General features: G+C 38.5%; 17 protein-coding genes. 2 read left to right on the top strand and 15 right to left on the bottom strand.

Going from position 1 to position 16,356, the window contains the following annotated elements; all coding sequences use genetic code 11:
* Positions 1-327 precede the first annotated feature (327 nt).
* Both glyS and glyQ read right to left on the bottom strand, forming a co-directional pair.
* Positions 328-2,394 (bottom strand): glycine--tRNA ligase subunit beta, encoded by a 2,067-nt coding sequence (gene glyS / locus DS885_RS11700; protein WP_113819612.1) that lies wholly within the window; start codon positions 2,392-2,394, stop codon positions 328-330.
* Between the two features lie 11 nt (positions 2,395-2,405).
* The gene (glyQ, locus tag DS885_RS11695) at positions 2,406-3,314 is read right to left on the bottom strand and encodes a glycine--tRNA ligase subunit alpha (protein ID WP_113819611.1); all 909 of its coding nucleotides are present in this window, start codon (positions 3,312-3,314) and stop codon (positions 2,406-2,408) included.
* 241 nt (positions 3,315-3,555) lie between these two features.
* On the opposite strand from glyQ, the gene DS885_RS11690 reads away from it, so the two are divergent.
* Both DS885_RS11690 and DS885_RS11685 read left to right on the top strand, forming a co-directional pair.
* On the top strand, positions 3,556-4,251 hold the full coding sequence (locus DS885_RS11690) for a DUF2161 family putative PD-(D/E)XK-type phosphodiesterase (RefSeq protein WP_113819610.1): 696 nt from the start codon (positions 3,556-3,558) through the stop codon (positions 4,249-4,251).
* Positions 4,252-4,358: 107 nt separating this feature from the next.
* The gene (locus tag DS885_RS11685) at positions 4,359-4,517 is read left to right on the top strand and encodes a DUF4223 family protein (RefSeq protein ID WP_113819609.1); all 159 of its coding nucleotides are present in this window, start codon (positions 4,359-4,361) and stop codon (positions 4,515-4,517) included.
* Between the two features lie 296 nt (positions 4,518-4,813).
* Here the strand turns inward: DS885_RS11685 and DS885_RS11680 are convergent, their stop codons facing one another.
* The 13 genes from DS885_RS11680 to mnmG all read right to left on the bottom strand — a co-directional run bounded on the left by DS885_RS11680 (position 4,814) and on the right by mnmG (position 16,207).
* Positions 4,814-5,233 carry a F0F1 ATP synthase subunit epsilon gene (locus DS885_RS11680; RefSeq protein WP_113819608.1) on the bottom strand — a complete coding sequence of 140 codons (420 nt, stop codon included), beginning with the start codon at positions 5,231-5,233 and terminating at the stop codon, positions 4,814-4,816.
* A gap of 15 nt (positions 5,234-5,248) precedes the next feature.
* Positions 5,249-6,646, bottom strand: a complete 1,398-nt coding sequence (gene atpD / locus DS885_RS11675; RefSeq protein ID WP_113819607.1) for a F0F1 ATP synthase subunit beta — start codon at positions 6,644-6,646, stop codon at positions 5,249-5,251.
* A 30-nt stretch (positions 6,647-6,676) separates the two neighbouring features.
* Complete coding sequence (atpG, locus tag DS885_RS11670) at positions 6,677-7,543, bottom strand: F0F1 ATP synthase subunit gamma (RefSeq protein ID WP_113819606.1); 867 nt, start codon at positions 7,541-7,543, stop codon at positions 6,677-6,679.
* Between the two features lie 48 nt (positions 7,544-7,591).
* The gene (gene atpA, locus DS885_RS11665) at positions 7,592-9,133 is read right to left on the bottom strand and encodes a F0F1 ATP synthase subunit alpha (protein WP_113819605.1); all 1,542 of its coding nucleotides are present in this window, start codon (positions 9,131-9,133) and stop codon (positions 7,592-7,594) included.
* Between the two features lie 12 nt (positions 9,134-9,145).
* A complete protein-coding gene (atpH, locus tag DS885_RS11660) occupies positions 9,146-9,679 on the bottom strand; it encodes a F0F1 ATP synthase subunit delta (RefSeq protein ID WP_113819604.1) in 534 nt (177 codons plus the stop codon).
* Between the two features lie 11 nt (positions 9,680-9,690).
* Entirely contained in the window at positions 9,691-10,161 is a 471-nt protein-coding gene (gene atpF, locus DS885_RS11655) for a F0F1 ATP synthase subunit B (protein ID WP_113819603.1), read from the bottom strand.
* A gap of 39 nt (positions 10,162-10,200) precedes the next feature.
* Positions 10,201-10,458 (bottom strand): F0F1 ATP synthase subunit C, encoded by a 258-nt coding sequence (gene atpE, locus DS885_RS11650; RefSeq protein WP_025565310.1) that lies wholly within the window; start codon positions 10,456-10,458, stop codon positions 10,201-10,203.
* Between the two features lie 87 nt (positions 10,459-10,545).
* The gene (gene atpB, locus DS885_RS11645; RefSeq protein WP_113819602.1) at positions 10,546-11,346 is read right to left on the bottom strand and encodes a F0F1 ATP synthase subunit A; all 801 of its coding nucleotides are present in this window, start codon (positions 11,344-11,346) and stop codon (positions 10,546-10,548) included.
* Positions 11,330-11,740: an ATP synthase subunit I gene (locus tag DS885_RS11640; RefSeq protein WP_113819601.1), complete on the bottom strand. Its 411-nt coding sequence runs from the start codon at positions 11,738-11,740 to the stop codon at positions 11,330-11,332. Before DS885_RS11640 ends, atpB begins: the two co-directional genes overlap by 17 nt.
* 219 nt (positions 11,741-11,959) lie before the next feature.
* Positions 11,960-12,868: a ParB/RepB/Spo0J family partition protein gene (locus DS885_RS11635; RefSeq protein ID WP_113819600.1), complete on the bottom strand. Its 909-nt coding sequence runs from the start codon at positions 12,866-12,868 to the stop codon at positions 11,960-11,962.
* Positions 12,858-13,664, bottom strand: coding sequence for a ParA family protein (locus tag DS885_RS11630; RefSeq protein ID WP_113819599.1), 807 nt, complete (start codon positions 13,662-13,664; stop codon positions 12,858-12,860). Before DS885_RS11630 ends, DS885_RS11635 begins: the two co-directional genes overlap by 11 nt.
* Before the next feature lie 27 nt (positions 13,665-13,691).
* Positions 13,692-14,318: a 16S rRNA (guanine(527)-N(7))-methyltransferase RsmG gene (rsmG, locus tag DS885_RS11625; RefSeq protein WP_113819598.1), complete on the bottom strand. Its 627-nt coding sequence runs from the start codon at positions 14,316-14,318 to the stop codon at positions 13,692-13,694.
* Positions 14,318-16,207: a tRNA uridine-5-carboxymethylaminomethyl(34) synthesis enzyme MnmG gene (mnmG, locus tag DS885_RS11620; protein ID WP_113819597.1), complete on the bottom strand. Its 1,890-nt coding sequence runs from the start codon at positions 16,205-16,207 to the stop codon at positions 14,318-14,320. The genes rsmG and mnmG overlap by 1 nt, the downstream gene beginning before the upstream one ends.
* Positions 16,208-16,356: the final 149 nt, after the last annotated feature.

Raw genomic sequence — 16,356 nt, 5'->3', positions numbered from 1 at the left:
TTATGCAGTTTTAAAAGAATTTGTTTCACGTGAAACCTCGTTTTCTATTTTTACCGCTGATCTTATAAGCAATAAAAATGCTTCACCTTAAATTTTTTACCCCTTTATTTTATCCTACTGATCAATATAAACAGAGCAAATATTCATAAATACAGAGGAGAATAAATAAGGTTTTTAATGATAAGTCACGCTATAAAATAGATAAACACTCACATCAAAAATTTAAATAAAAGAAAAAATGGCTTAGAGCTGTTTCACGTGAAACAAAAAAGCTCAGTAAAAACTGAGCTTTTTTAGTTAATATTAATGTTTTCTTATTGCGATAAATTACAAAACAGAAACATCAGCAACTTGTAAGAACAAGTTACGTAAACGGTTTAGAAGGGCTAAACGGTTATTTTTTACAGCCAAATCGTCCGCCATTACCATCACGTTATCGAAAAAATCGTCTACAGGCGATTTTAAGCTAGCTAACTCGAATAAGGCTGACTCGTAGTCTCCTTCTTCAAATAAAGGGCTTAGCTTGCTTTCTAGAGCCTCTAAAATTTCAGAAAGTGCTTTTTCAGCGTCTTCTTGGAGTAAATTTGCATCAACTTTACTGTTAATTTCATCATTTACCTTAGCAAGAATATTACTAATACGCTTATTTGCAGCAGCAATAGGTGCAGCTTCTGGTAAAGTTTGGAACTTAGCTACTGCTTTAATACGTTTTTCGAAGTCTACAGGTTTAGTAGGACGACGCTCTAAAACAGATTGAATTAACTCAACTGAATAACCACCAGCTTGGTAAGTCGCACGGAAACGAGCGAATAAGAAATCAACAACATCGTTAACCACATTATCGTTAGTTAATTTATCAGCGTATTGTACTTTAGCGATTTCAACTAGATCGACAATATCTAAATCTAAGCCTTTATCCGTGATAATACGTAATAAACCGATAGCTGCACGACGTAAAGCAAACGGGTCTTTATCACCTTTAGGTGCTTGACCAATACCAAAGATACCCACTAATGTATCTAGTTTATCAGCTAAAGATACGGCACAAGCAACTAATGAAGTTGGTAGTTTATCACCAGCAAAACGTGGTAAGTATTGTTCGTTTAATGCAACAGCAACATCTTCATGTTCACCATCAAAACGAGCGTAATACATTCCCATTACACCTTGAACGTCAGGGAATTCCATTACCATTTCAGACATTAAATCAGCTTTAGATAATAGACCTGCACGTTGTGCATGCTCAGTATTAGCATCAATTTTAGCCGCAACTTTTGCAGCAACTTTACTAATACGTTCAGATTTCTCTTTCAATGTACCCAGTTGTTTTTGGAATAATACAGTTGATAGAGAGTCTAAACGGCTTTCTAATGTTTTCTTTTTATCTGTTTCAAAGAAGAACTCAGCATCAGCTAAACGAGGGCGAACTACTTTCTCATTACCTGAAATAACCTGTTTAGGATCACGACTAACAATGTTTGAAACAAAGATAAAGCGAGGTAATAAATTGCCTTCTTTATCTAATACTGGGAAGTATTTTTGGTTGTCTTTCATTGTGTAGATAAGCGCTTCAGAAGGAACGTCTAAGAATTTCTCTTCAAAAGAACCCACCAGTGTAACAGGCCATTCAACTAATGATGTTACTTCTTCTAGTAGCTCTTCATCTATCGCGGCGACGCCATTTTCATGCGCAGCAACGGCTTCTACTTGCTCACGGATAATAGCTTTACGACGCTCATAATCAACGATCACTTTACCTGAATCATCTAGTAGTGATTGGTAATTATCTGCATGGTTTAAAGTAAGCTCCGCTTCACCTAGGAAACGATGACCTCTGATTACTCTGTCTGACGCAACACCCAACAGCTCACCTTGGATTAGTTTGCTACCAAATAGCATAGTTACCGTGTGTACAGGACGAATAAATTGCGTGCTTTCACTACCCCAACGCATTGGTTTAGGAATAGGCAACTTACTTAAAGCAGTAGCAGCGATCCCAGGGATTAATTCGCTGATTTCTTGACCTTTAACCGATGATTTAAACAATAACCATTCACCTTTATCAGTCACTAAACGTTCAGCTTGTTCAACGCTAATACCGTTAGAGCGTGCCCAACCCTGTGCAGCTTTAGTCGCTACACCAGTATCGTCAAAGGCAACATTCACTGCTGGACCACGTTTTTCTACGATTTTGTCGGCTTGAGCCGCTATTAAGTTAGTAACCACTACAGCCAAACGTCTTGGAGAAGCTAACCATTCAACTTTATCAAAGGCCAGTTCAGCTTTAACTAATTCTGCTTCAACATTACTAGCAAATGATTCAGCAAGTTTACGAAGTGATTTCGGTGGTAACTCTTCAGTACCCAACTCAATCAATAAATTTTCATGTGACATTAAACTTGCCTCTATTTATCTAAATTTTTACAAAGTGGGAAACCAAGCGCTTCACGTGCACTGTAATAAGCTTCTGCAACTGCTTTTGAAAGTGAACGAACACGTAGAATGTAACGTTGGCGTTCTGTCACAGAGATAGCATGGCGTGCATCTAACAAGTTAAATACATGTGATGCTTTCATAACTTGCTCATAAGCTGGTAGTGGTAAACCTGCTTCAATTAACTTTTGGCTATCTTTTTCACATTGATCAAACTGTACAAAAAGCGCATCAACATCGGCATGTTCAAAGTTATAAGTTGATTGTTCAACTTCATTTTGGTGGAAAATATCACCGTAAGTCACTTTGCCCATTGGGCCATCAGTCCATACTAGGTCATAAATACTATCAACCCCTTGGATATACATAGCTAAACGCTCTAAACCGTAAGTAATTTCACCAGTAACAGGAGAACATTCAAGTCCACCTACTTGTTGGAAGTAAGTAAACTGTGTTACTTCCATACCGTTTAGCCAAATTTCCCAGCCTAAACCCCAAGCACCTAACGTTGGTGATTCCCAGTTATCTTCTACAAAGCGAATATCGTGAATCGACGTATCGACACCAATCTCTTCTAGTGATTGTAAGTATAATTCTTGAATATTTTTCGGAGATGGTTTTAACACAACCTGGAACTGGTAGTAGTGCTGTAAGCGGTTAGGGTTTTCACCGTAACGGCCATCTGTAGGACGACGACATGGTTGAACGTAAGCACTGCTCATTGGCTCAGGACCAATTGAACGTAAGAATGTTTGAGGGTGGAATGTGCCAGCCCCAACTTCCATATCGAGTGGTTGTACAATGGCACAACCTTGACGAGCCCAGAAGTCTTGCAAAGCAAGAATTAGCCCTTGGAATGTTTTTGTATCGAATTTTTGCATGATTTAGGCTTCGAGTTAATTAGAAAAAATAAAATTTATTATACCCATTTGGCGACAATTATACCAATGACAATCAATTACATCGCTTAACTTGGTAAGTCAATATAGAAAATAATCCAGGTCATAAAATATCCAAGAGAGATGTACTAAACATTTACATGCTAATAGGCCAAAAACAATAAATTATTATGTTATATTTTTACTATTAAACTCATCAATCTTAGCCAATTGGCCGATAAACATGCCCACTAAACTTCAAGAATCCGATCTTTATTTACCGATTAAACACTATTTAACAAATTTAGGTTATCAGGTGAAAGGGGAGATCAAAGATTGCGATATTGTTGCCATTCAAGATGATCAATTATTAATAATAGAGTTAAAACTAACATTGAATATCACACTGTTATTACAAGCAGTAGAGCGCTTTACCTTAGCTGATAATGTGTATATAGCGATCCCTAAACAAGCGACTATTTTTAAAAAGAAACAAAAACAGGTTAAAAAACTGATTGCACGACTAGGATTAGGTTTAATTGTGGTTGATATACAAAAATCACAACAGTATGTAGAGGTCATCAATGACCCTAAATATTACACGCCAAAAAAGAATACACGCAAACAAAAAGCCCTGTTAAAAGAGTTCCATTCACGCCAGGGCGACACTCAAAAGGGTGGTTCAACGAATAGTAATGCAGGATTAACAGCATATAGACAACGTGCAATTCGAATCGCAGAATACCTATCAATATCCTCACCAAATTCAGGCTCTTCAATCAATAAAGCCATTGATGAACCACAAGCGACACAGTTTCTCTATAACAATCATTATGGCTGGTTTGATAAAGTACAGCGAGGTTTATATAGCTTATCTGAAAAGGGAAAAATAGAATTAAGCGATTGGCAGAAAAAACAAAAATTACAATCAATTAAATGAGTAATAAAAATAAATTAATTATTTGATCGGAATTTTTTTTGTGATATCTTGCGTCCAGTTGACAATACATTGATTGTTAATATACATATATAATATAAGGACTCATTATGAAATCTATCGCTAAATTCGCAGTTGCTGCTGTTGCCGTTGTTCTTCTTGCTGGTTGTACTGGTACTACTTACAACAGTGCTAAAGACTGTTCAATGGACTACTTACTAGTTCCACAACTATCTATTCCTGCTGCTATTGGCGCATGTGGTGAATAATATTTGATATCTCCCCGATATTAAAAGAAGCGTGGCTCTTTGAGTGCGCTTCGACTGCTTTAAACTTCAACTCCCCCATTAAACCTGACCACTATTAACAAGCCAGTTAATCAACGACTCTTAGTCTCTTAATACCAATCAACTTTCGACTACTTCAAAGCTTAAATTACGCCTTAAACTAAGTCATTTTCCCTGAGAGAAATTTAAATAACATTATTTGATGTAGTTGGTATAACCCAAAAAATAGCCAAAAAAAGGCGACCTATAGGCCGCCTTTTTAATGAAAGTGTAAATATCTATTTACGTGTTAACTTAATAGCACGTAACTGAGCAACCGCTTGCGCAAGTTGAGCCGTTACTAATGCAAAATCAATATCCTTATTAGGACTAGACATTTGCGCTTCAGCAGCACGCTTAGCTTCTTCTGCTTTCGCTTGGTCAAGATCTTGACCACGAATTGCAGTATCAGCTAAAACAGTAACGCCACCTGGCTGTACTTCAAGAAAACCACCTGAGATATAAATGACTTCTTCGCCACCATCTTGTTTCACTAATTGAACCATTCCTGGTTTAATTGGCGTCAATAATGGTGTGTGACCATGCATAATGCCTAGTTCACCTTCTTGACCTGATACTGATAAATGCGAAACTAATCCTGTAAACAGTGATTTTTCTGCACTTACAACATCTAAATGTGTGGTCATTGCCTTAGCCATAGTTACCTCCAGCTATTACATTTTTTTAGCGTTTTCGACAGCTTCTTCAATTGCACCTACGTATAGGAACGCTTGCTCAGGAATGTCGTCGTATTCACCAGCGATTAAACCTTTAAAGCCAGCTAATGTGTCTTTAAGTGGTACGTAAATACCTGGGTCACCTGTAAATACTTCTGCTACGTGGTAAGGCTGAGTTAAGAATTTCTCAACTTTACGTGCACGAGATACAATTTGCTTATCTTCTTCAGAAAGCTCATCCATACCTAGGATAGCAATGATATCTTTCAGCTCTTTATAACGCTGTAAAATACCTTGAACACCACGAGCAATATCGTAATGCTCTTGACCAACAACTAAAGGATCCAGTTGACGAGAAGTTGAATCTAACGGGTCAATCGCAGGGTAAAGACCCATAGATGCGATATTACGGTTAAGTACAACAGTTGCGTCTAAGTGAGCAAAGGTTGTTGCTGGAGATGGATCCGTTAAATCATCGGCAGGTACGTATACCGCTTGGATAGATGTAATAGAACCCACTTTAGTTGATGTAATACGCTCTTGTAATACACCCATCTCTTCAGCAAGTGTTGGTTGGTAACCAACGGCTGATGGCATACGACCTAATAGTGCTGATACTTCTGTTCCCGCTAGTGTGTAACGGTAGATGTTATCAACAAATAATAGTACGTCTTTACCTTCATCACGGAAACGCTCAGCCATAGTAAGACCAGTCAGGGCAACACGTAAACGGTTTCCTGGTGGCTCATTCATTTGACCGTAAACCATTGCTACTTTTGATTCTTCAGGTTTTTCAACGTTTACAACGCCTGCTTCCTGCATCTCATGGTAGAAATCGTTACCTTCACGAGTACGCTCACCAACACCAGCAAAAACAGACAAACCTGAATGTTTAAGTGCGATGTTATTGATAAGTTCCATCATGTTTACTGTTTTACCAACACCAGCACCACCGAATAGGCCGATTTTACCACCTTTTGCGAATGGGCAAATTAAGTCGATAACTTTAATACCAACTTCTAGTGTTTCAGCTGATGCCGACTGCTCTTCATAAGAAGGTGCTGCACGGTGGATCTCGTATTGCTCATCAGAAACAACTGGACCACATTCATCAATTGGCTCACCCAATACGTTCATAATACGGCCTAGTGTAGCCGTACCAACAGGTACTGTGATTGCTTGTTTAGTATCAGTAACTTCTAAACCACGACTTAAACCTTCTGAAGCACCCATTGCGATACAACGTACAACGCCGCCGCCAATTTGTTGCTGTACTTCCATTGTAAGGTTCTTTTCAGTCACGATCAGTGCACTGTATATATTCGGTACGCTATCTTGTGGGAATTCAACATCCACAACAGCACCGATAATCTGTACGATTTTACCTGAACTCATTTCTGATCCTCTAAAATCTTTATTTTAAAATTATACCGCAGCCGCACCACCACAAATCTCAGAAAGCTCCTGAGTAATTGCAGCTTGACGTGCTTTATTGGCAACAAGTTGTAAATCATCAATCAAGTCACTTGCGTTATCTGTTGCAGCTTTCATTGCAACCATACGTGAAACTTGTTCACACGCTAAGTTTTCTACTACCGCTTGATACACTTGAGATTCAACATAACGAACTAATAATGAGTCTAAAATATCTTTAGCGTCACCTTCGTAAATGTAATCCCAGTGATGGGTAGCTACTTCATCATCGTTTTCTGCTTTTGGCAGAGGTAATAATTGACTGACAGTAGGTTCTTGTACCATGGTACTAACGAATTTATTGTTCACTATGTACAAGCGATCAAGTTTTCCTGCATCATAAGCGTCTAACATGATTTTTACCGAACCGATTAAATCATCAACGGTTGGTGCATCACCTAAGCTTGTTGCTTGTGCAACAATATTAGCGCCTAAGCCACCAAAGAAACTAGCTGCTTTAGAACCGATAACGGCTAAATCAACTTCAACACCAGCTTCGCTGTGTTTTTTCATTTCTTGGATAACCGGTTTAAACAAATTAATGTTTAAACCACCACATAAACCACGATCACTTGAAATGACAATGTAACCAACACGCTTAACTTCACGTTCTTGAAGATAAGGGTGGTGGTATTCCAAGTTACCTAGTGCGATATGACCGATCACTTTGCGCATAGTAGATGCATAAGAAAGACTGCTTTCCATGCGCTGTTGCGCACGACGCATCTTAGATGCAGCTACCATTTCCATCGCACCAGTGATCTTTTGAGTGTTTTTAACACTCGCGATCTTATTTCTAATTTCTTTATCGCCGGCCATTTCTTACTCCTAATTAATGCTTAATTAACAACTATTGTTGTTAATTAATTACCAGGTTTGCGTCGCAACGAAAGATTCCAAGATAGCCTTGAATTGTCCTTCGATTTCTTTGCTGTAAGCGCCAGTTTCATTAATTTGAGCATAGAACTCAGCATGCTCATTTTTAGCGTAAGAGATTAAAGATGCTTCAAAGTCTAATACTTTTTCAACATCGACATCATTTAAGAAGCCTTTCTCTGCAGCAAATAATGACAACGCTTGTTCAACAACTGACATTGGAGCATATTGTTTCTGCTTCATTAACTCAGTTACTTTTTTACCATGGTCAAGCTGTTTACGAGTTGCTTCATCTAGATCAGATGCGAACTGAGCAAACGCCGCTAATTCACGGTATTGCGCTAGTGCAGTACGGATACCACCAGAAAGTTTCTTAATGACTTTACACTGAGCAGAACCACCAACACGCGATACAGAGATACCTGGATCAACAGCTGGACGAACACCATTATTAAATAGTTCAGTTGTTAAGAAGATCTGACCATCGGTAATAGAAATTACGTTAGTCGGTACGAATGCAGATACATCGCCCGCTTGCGTTTCGATGATTGGTAATGCTGTTAATGAACCAGTTTTACCTTTCACTGCGCCTTTAGTAAATGTTTCAACGTAGTGCTCGCTTACACGAGAAGCACGCTCAAGTAGACGTGAGTGAAGGTAGAAAACGTCACCAGGGTATGCTTCACGACCAGGTGGACGTTTAAGCAGTAGTGAAATTTGACGGTAAGCAACAGCTTGCTTAGAAAGATCATCATATACAATCAGTGCATCTTCACCGCGGTCACGGAAGTATTCACCCATTGAACAACCAGCATATGGTGCTAGGTATTGTAGTGCAGCAGCTTCAGAAGCAGATGCAACAACAACGATAGTGTTTTCTAATGCGCCGTGCTCTTCAAGTTTACGTACTACGTTAGCAATAGTTGACGCTTTTTGGCCAATCGCTACATAGATTGAGTATAAACCTGTTGATTTTTGGTTAATGATTGCATCGATTGCAATAGCAGTTTTACCTACTTGACGGTCACCGATGATAAGCTCACGTTGACCACGACCGATTGGAATCATTGAATCGATTGATTTCCAGCCCGTTTGAACTGGTTGATCAACTGATTTACGATCGATTACACCTGGTGCAATTACTTCGATTGGAGAGTAACCATCGTTTTCGATTGGTCCTTTTCCATCAATTGGCTCACCCATTGTGTTTACAACACGACCAAGAAGACCTTTACCTACTGGTACTTCAAGAATACGACCAGTTGATTTTACCTTTTCACCTTCTTTAAGGTCACGGTAAGGTCCCATTACTACCGCACCTACCGAGTCACGCTCAAGGTTAAGTGCCATAGCAAAGCTACCATTTGGTAGTTCGATCATCTCACCTTGCATACACTCAGCAAGGCCGTTGATGCGAATAATACCATCGCTTACAGAAACGATTGTACCTTCATTTCGCGCTTCGCTTACCGCTTCGAATTGTCCAATTCGTTGCTTGATAAGATCGCTAATTTCAGTGGAATTCAGTTGCATGCTAACTTCCCATTAAGATTGTAAAGTATGTGATAAACGAGTTAGTTGACCGCTAGCTGTGCTATCAATCACTAAGTCTCCAGCAGTAACTACCATTCCGGCAATTAATGACTTATCAATACTACAATTTAGGTTTACTTTTCGTGCGAGACGTTTTTCTAGCGAAACACTTAATTCTTTTTGTTGTTCTTTAGAAAGGGCATAAGCAGAAACGACATCAGCGTCGACCTCTTTTTTATACTCAGTTTCTAAATCAGCAAAAAGTTGTGCAACGCGAGGCAAAACACTCAAACGTCCATTTTCAGCTAATACTTTAATCAAGTTTTGACCATTCTCATCGAGTTGGTCGCCACAAACATTAATAAACAGTTCAGCTAACTCTTGTGGTGCTTTATCGCGTGTTAATACATTTGCCATTGTTGCATCTTGTGCAACTTCAGAGGCAAAGAACAGCATTGCAGACCAGGCTTCAATGTTGTTATTACTCACAGCAAATTCAAAAGCGGCTCTTGCATAAGGACGAGCTACAGTAGTCAATTCAGACATAAGCGAGCTCCTTATAGTTCAGCAACTAATTTATCAATAATGTCGCTGTTTGCTTCTTTATCGATAGAACGCTTAATGATTTTCTCAGCACCAGCTATCGCTAACGTAGCAACTTGTTGACGTAACTCTTCACGAGCACGGTTACGTTCAGCTTCCACTTCTGCTTCACCTTGAGCAATAATTTTACTGCGCTCAGCTTCACCTTCATTTTTAGCTTCTTCAACAATTTGTGTACGACGCTTATTAGCTTGATCAATTATTTCTGCCGCTTGTGCTTTAGCTTCTTTCAGCTTTTCAGCTGCTTTAGCTTGCGCAAGTTCTAGATCTTTTCCTGCACGCTCAGCTTGAGTTAAACCATCCGCAATTTTCTTTTGACGCGCTTCAATCGCATCTAAAAGTGGTGGCCACACGTACTTCATGCAGAACCAAACAAATATCGCAAATGCGATTGCTTGGCCAATTAGGGTTGCATTTATATTCATAACAGCTCCTTAGTTAATTAAGTTAATTAGGATCCGTTATTAGCCCGCTAGTTGAGCTACAAATGGGTTTGCAAAAGTGAAGAATAATGCAATACCAACACCGATCATCGCGATTGCATCGATAAGACCAGCAACGATGAACATTTTAACTTGTAACATAGGTGCCATTTCAGGTTGACGTGCAGCACCCTCTAGGAATTTACCACCTAAGATACCAAAACCGATAGCTGTACCAGCAGCGCCTAAACCAATTAGAAGTGCTACAGCGATTGCAGTAAAACCTAATACTGTTTCCATGAAAAATTCTCCAAAAATAAAATAAATTGTTTTAATGTTTAAAAGTAATTACTTAAAAAGTAAATATTAATGTTATACCCAAATTAATTAATGATCTTCATGCGCCATGCTGAGATATACAATCGTCAACATCATAAAGATGAAGGCTTGTAGAACAATAATTAAAATATGGAATACGGCCCACGGGAAGTACAGTGGTAATTGCCAGTAACCCAATAAAGCTATCAATATAAAGATTAACTCACCAGCATATAAGTTTCCGAACAAACGTAAACCTAATGAAACAGGTTTCGCTAATAGCGTTACGGCTTCAAGAAGGAAGTTTACTGGAATAAATGCCCAATGGTTAAATGGTTGCATAGTTAGTTCTTTAACAAAACCGCCTACACCTTTAACTTTGACAGTGTAATAAATGATTAAAGCGAACACACTCAATGACATACCAAGTGTAACGTTTAAATCAGTTGTAGGTACAACTTTAAGATAAGGTATCCCGATGGTTTGCGCAGCGTGAGGCAGTAAATCAACAGGAACTAAATCCATTAGGTTCATTAAGAAAACCCAAACAAAAATAGTCAATGCTAATGGAGCTATCAAGGCATTTTTGCCATGAAAAGTATCCTTTACATTCTCATCTACAAAATCGATAACCATTTCAATGAAACACTGTAACTTACCAGGTACACCGACAGTCGAACGTTTTGCAACACTACGAAACAACCAAAGAAATAATACACCGAGGCCTACTGCAATCAGTAGAGAATCGACGTGAAAAGTCCAAAAACCAGCATCATGTGCATTCCAACCACCATCAACACTCCAAGTAAGGTTTGTTAAATGATGTTGAATATAACTTGATGATGTTAGAGCTTCACCTTGACCAGCCATGTTTTATCCCATCGTTGTTATAAAAAAAGAAAGGCGCTAACCACTGCGACACTACTAATAATGCAAATGAGATATAATAAGCGGTTAAAGATAACGCTCCATATTTCAAAAACACCACAAGTAACAACACAGTTAAAAAGAGTTTTATAGCCTCCCCTGCGTAAAACCCCCTAAGCACCTTTTTAGCCTGCCTAGCGCCCGCGTGAGCGAATGCTAACAGTACAAAAATGAGATTAGGAAGTAAAAAAGTGACTCCTCCAAATAATGCTGAATACCCTGCTTTATTCGAAAAAAACACTGTTGAAATCAATGCAAAAAATAGCACTAATAAAAATTGAAAAGCCACCAATTTCAATCCAGAAATCTGACTTTTTTTTGCTAGTTTATCAACCACTTTGATTTCCCTTTACTAGCTAACTTGAAGTATAGAAAAATGGTTTATTCGACCAGACTTTTCCTACAAGCTAAAACCTGCGTAAATTATACCGACAAAGCTATTCAATGCAATATAACCATTAAAGAAGAAGACAACAGGTCTGCTAGTTTAGTGGCATATATTAGTAATAAAACGCTTAATCGGGGTTTGATTCAGATTAATAGTTGCTAAGATCGATTAACTTTTTTCAATTAATGTGATCAATGCATCTAAGTCTGTAATAGAAGTGTAATCTATAACCAACTTGCCACGTCCATTTTGACTATTTTTAGCCGTAGCTTTGAGACCAAATTTATTTTCTAAAGTTGTAACTAATGACTCAGTTTTAGAACAAACTGGAGGAGATATTTTCTGTTTTTCTGGCTTGTGCGCTTGTTTCACTAATTTTTCAGTATCACGAACGCTTAATGCTTTGCTCACAACAATACTGGCTAACTCAGATTGTAGTTCACCTTCACAGGCTAATAATGCTCTGGCATGCCCCATTTCTAGGTCACCATGCTCTAACAGTACCTGTACATCTGAATTAAGATGATTTAAGCGCAATAAGTTACTCACTGCTGTACGAGACTTACCTACCGCTTTCGCCACTTCTTGATGGGTCAGCTCAAACTCATCAACGATTCGCTTTAAAGCAATCGCTTCTTCCATGGCATTTAGGTTTTCACGTTGAATATTTTCAATTAATGCAATCGCAATAGCCGCATCATCTTCAACGTTTTTTATTAAACAAGGGATTGAAGTTAAGCCAACAATTTTAGCTGCACGCCAACGTCTCTCACCGGCAATAATCTCATATTTTTGATGACCGGTCTCACGAACTACTAAAGGTTGAATAATCCCTTGCGCATGAATCGAATTAGCAAGTTCTTGTAATGCATCTGATGCCATATCACGACGAGGCTGGTATTTGCCCACTTGTAACTGATTGATATTAAGATCCTGTAACGCACCTTGTTCATCACTTACCAGTTGTTGTGTTTTTTGGGCATGGATATCATGTGACACTTGTTTATTACGTGTAACAGTACTGCTACTTAACAAAGAATCTAATCCTTTACCTAAGCCTCTTTTTTTACTTAGCATCTTCAATGACTTCCTGATCTGTACTAATAGATTGCTCTTCTCGTCTTAATATTTCACCTGCTAAAGATAGGTAAGCTCTTGCTCCAGTTGAACTTTTATCATAAAACATCACTGGTTTACTAAAACTTGGTGCTTCAGCAAGACGAATATTACGAGGGATGATTGTTCTGTAAACTTTATCGCCAAAATGTTTCTTAAGCTGATCTGATACATCACTTGATAAGCGATTACGAGGATCGTACATGGTACGTAAGATCCCTTCTACTTTAAGATCCGCATTAACCACGGCGGTTAATTTACTGATCGTATCAATCAGCGCCGTTAAACCTTCTAAAGCGTAGTATTCACATTGCATAGGTACTAACACTGAATCAGCGGCAGTCATCGCATTCACTGTTAACATATTCAACGAAGGAGGGCAGTCTATGAAAATATAATCATAAACGTCTCTAGCACCTTCTAAAGCGGTTCTTAAACGAGTTTCACGGGCGAAAAAAGTCATTAACTTAACTTCAGCTGCCGTTACATCACTATTTGCAGCTACCAAGTGAAAACCACCACTGGTTTCAGTTTCAACTACATCAGCTAAAGGCAGTTCGTCGATCAATAGATCATAAGCAGTATGGGCAACTTCATATTTATCGATACCACTACCCATGGTTGCATTACCTTGCGGGTCTAGGTCGATAATCAATACTTTACGTTTAGTCGCCGCCATTGAGGCAGCTAAATTGACGCACGTAGTTGTTTTACCTACGCCACCTTTTTGATTTGCAATTGCAATTATTTTACCCACAAATACCTACCTAAAAAATTATAGTCACTACGATACACGCTTAACTTTCACTAAACAGCGTTCACCATCTAATTGTGGGACTTGTAAGGTAACTGACTCTATAAATTCAAATTTAGAATCTAAATGAGTGATCTCAGATTCAGGGTATTGTCCTTTTAGCGCTAAAAAATGCCCATTTTCATTGGGTAAATGATGGCACCAAGACAACATATCTTCTAATGATGCAAAAGCACGACTTAACACACAGTCAAACCCTTGCTCAGGTTGAAACTCTTCAACTCGACTTTGCACTATCTCAACATTTTTAAGACCTAAGCTTAATATCGCTTGTCTTATAAAACGCAATCTTTTTCCTAAACTATCTAACAACACAAACTGTTTATCTGGATTTAAAATAGCCAAAGGTAGACCCGGTAAACCTGGGCCAGTTCCAACATCAATAAAACTATTACCCGATAAATGCGGAGATACGACAATGCTATCCATAATATGTTTCACCAACATTTGTGAGGGATCACGTACAGACGTTAGATTATAAGCCTTATTCCACTTGGTCAATAACTCAACGAGTTCAACTAATTGTATTGTTTGTTGCTCAGTGATGTTTAAACTTGTTTGTGCTAATAAAGCATCTAATTCAGAACGTAAACTCATTAAACTGCCTTACGACGCACGCCGCTCTTTTTCAAATGAATCAAGAGTATTGAGATAGCAGCCGGTGTAATACCTGACACTCGTGACGCCTGACCGATACTTTCAGGTTTAATATCATTTAACTTAGTAGTTACTTCATTCGATAAGCCTTTGATCTCTGAATAATCAAGATCGCGCGGTAATACCGTATCTTCATGACGCTTCAGTTTAGCAATTTCATCTAACTGGCGATCAATATAACCTTGATATTTGATCTTAATTTCAACTTGTTCAGCAGCGATTGGATCTTCGATAGCAGGACCAAGACCCTCTACTTTCATTAATGTTTCATAATCCACTTCAGGACGACGTATCATAGCTTCTAACGTACTTTCACGTTGCATTGGTGTCTTCAAAAGTGAGTTAATCTGCTCTGCATTGGTTGAACCTGGGTTTACCCAATGAGTTTTTAAACGTTGTAACTCTTTTTCTACCGATTCTTGCTTTTCACTGAATGCTTTCCAACGAACGTCATCAACCAGCCCTAATTCACGGCCTTTTTCAGTTAAACGCGTATCAGCATTATCTTCACGTAACAATAAACGGTATTCAGCACGGCTAGTGAACATACGGTAAGGTTCTTTTGTGCCTAAGGTAGATAGATCATCAACTAAAACACCCATATATGCTTGGTCACGACGCGGAGCCCATGCTTCTTTATCTTGTACTTGTAAACCAGCATTCATACCAGCTAATAAACCTTGTGCACCGGCTTCTTCATAACCAGTTGTACCATTGATTTGACCAGCAAAGAACAAACCATCGATATATTTGCTTTCTAATGTTGATTTAAGATCGCGAGGATCGAAGTAATCATACTCAATGGCATAACCAGGTCGTGTAACAAAAGCATTTTCAAAACCTTTCATCGACTGGATAAACTTAAGCTGAACATCAAAAGGTAAACTAGTAGAAATACCATTTGGATAAACTTCATGCGTTGTTAAACCTTCTGGCTCAACAAAAATTTGATGCGAATTTTTATCTGCAAAACGCATGATTTTATCTTCAATCGAAGGGCAGTATCGTGGTCCTACACCTTCAATAACACCCGAATACATAGGGCTTCTATCTAGGTTTTCACGAATGATATCGTGAGTTTTCTCATTGGTATGAGTGATATAACAAGGAATTTGGCGTGGATGTTGTTCTCGATTACCTAAGAAAGAAAATACAGGTGTTGGATTATCACCATGTTGTACTTCTAAACCAGAAAAATCGATACTACGAGCATCAATACGTGCAGGTGTACCCGTTTTAAGACGGCCCATTCTCAAAGGCATCTCTTTTAAACGGTCTGATAAAGTAACAGAAGCTGGATCACCAGCGCGACCGCCACTGTAATTTTTCATTCCGATATGAATTAAACCATTTAAGAATGTACCTACAGTTAACACCACTGTTTTAGCAGAAAAGCGCACACCCATTTTGGTAATGACACCAGTCACTCGATCATTTTCAATGATCAAATCTTCCACTTCTTGTTGGAAAATCTTCAAATTTTCTTGGTTTTCTAGTTTTTCTCGTATAGCTGCTTTGTATAATAAACGATCTGCTTGTGCTCGTGTTGCACGTACAGCAGGACCTTTACTTGAGTTCAACGTTCTAAATTGAATACCACCCTGATCAATAGCGTTAGCCATTAAACCACCTAAAGCATCAATCTCTTTTACAAGATGTCCTTTACCAATACCACCAATGGCAGGGTTACATGACATCTGACCTAACGTCTCAATATTGTGAGTCAATAATAGGGTTTTTAATCCCATTCGAGCAGGTGCAGCAGCAGCTTCAGTACCAGCATGGCCACCGCCAACTACGATAACGTCAAAATGTTCATGGTAAATCATAATAATCCAAATACAGCTATATAAAATTAAAGCTGGATTTTACCCTTTTAAAAAATAAAGGAAAGCGAGAAGCTGATTTTATAGCAAAAGAATAGTATTAGTATTATATATAGATCTTTAAAGATCTTTTATTACTACACTTATTAAGC

The organism is Psychromonas sp. B3M02 (assembly GCF_003318165.1).
Lineage (GTDB): Bacteria > Pseudomonadota > Gammaproteobacteria > Enterobacterales > Psychromonadaceae > Psychromonas.
This window is presented reverse-complemented; position numbering and strand designations above follow the sequence as displayed.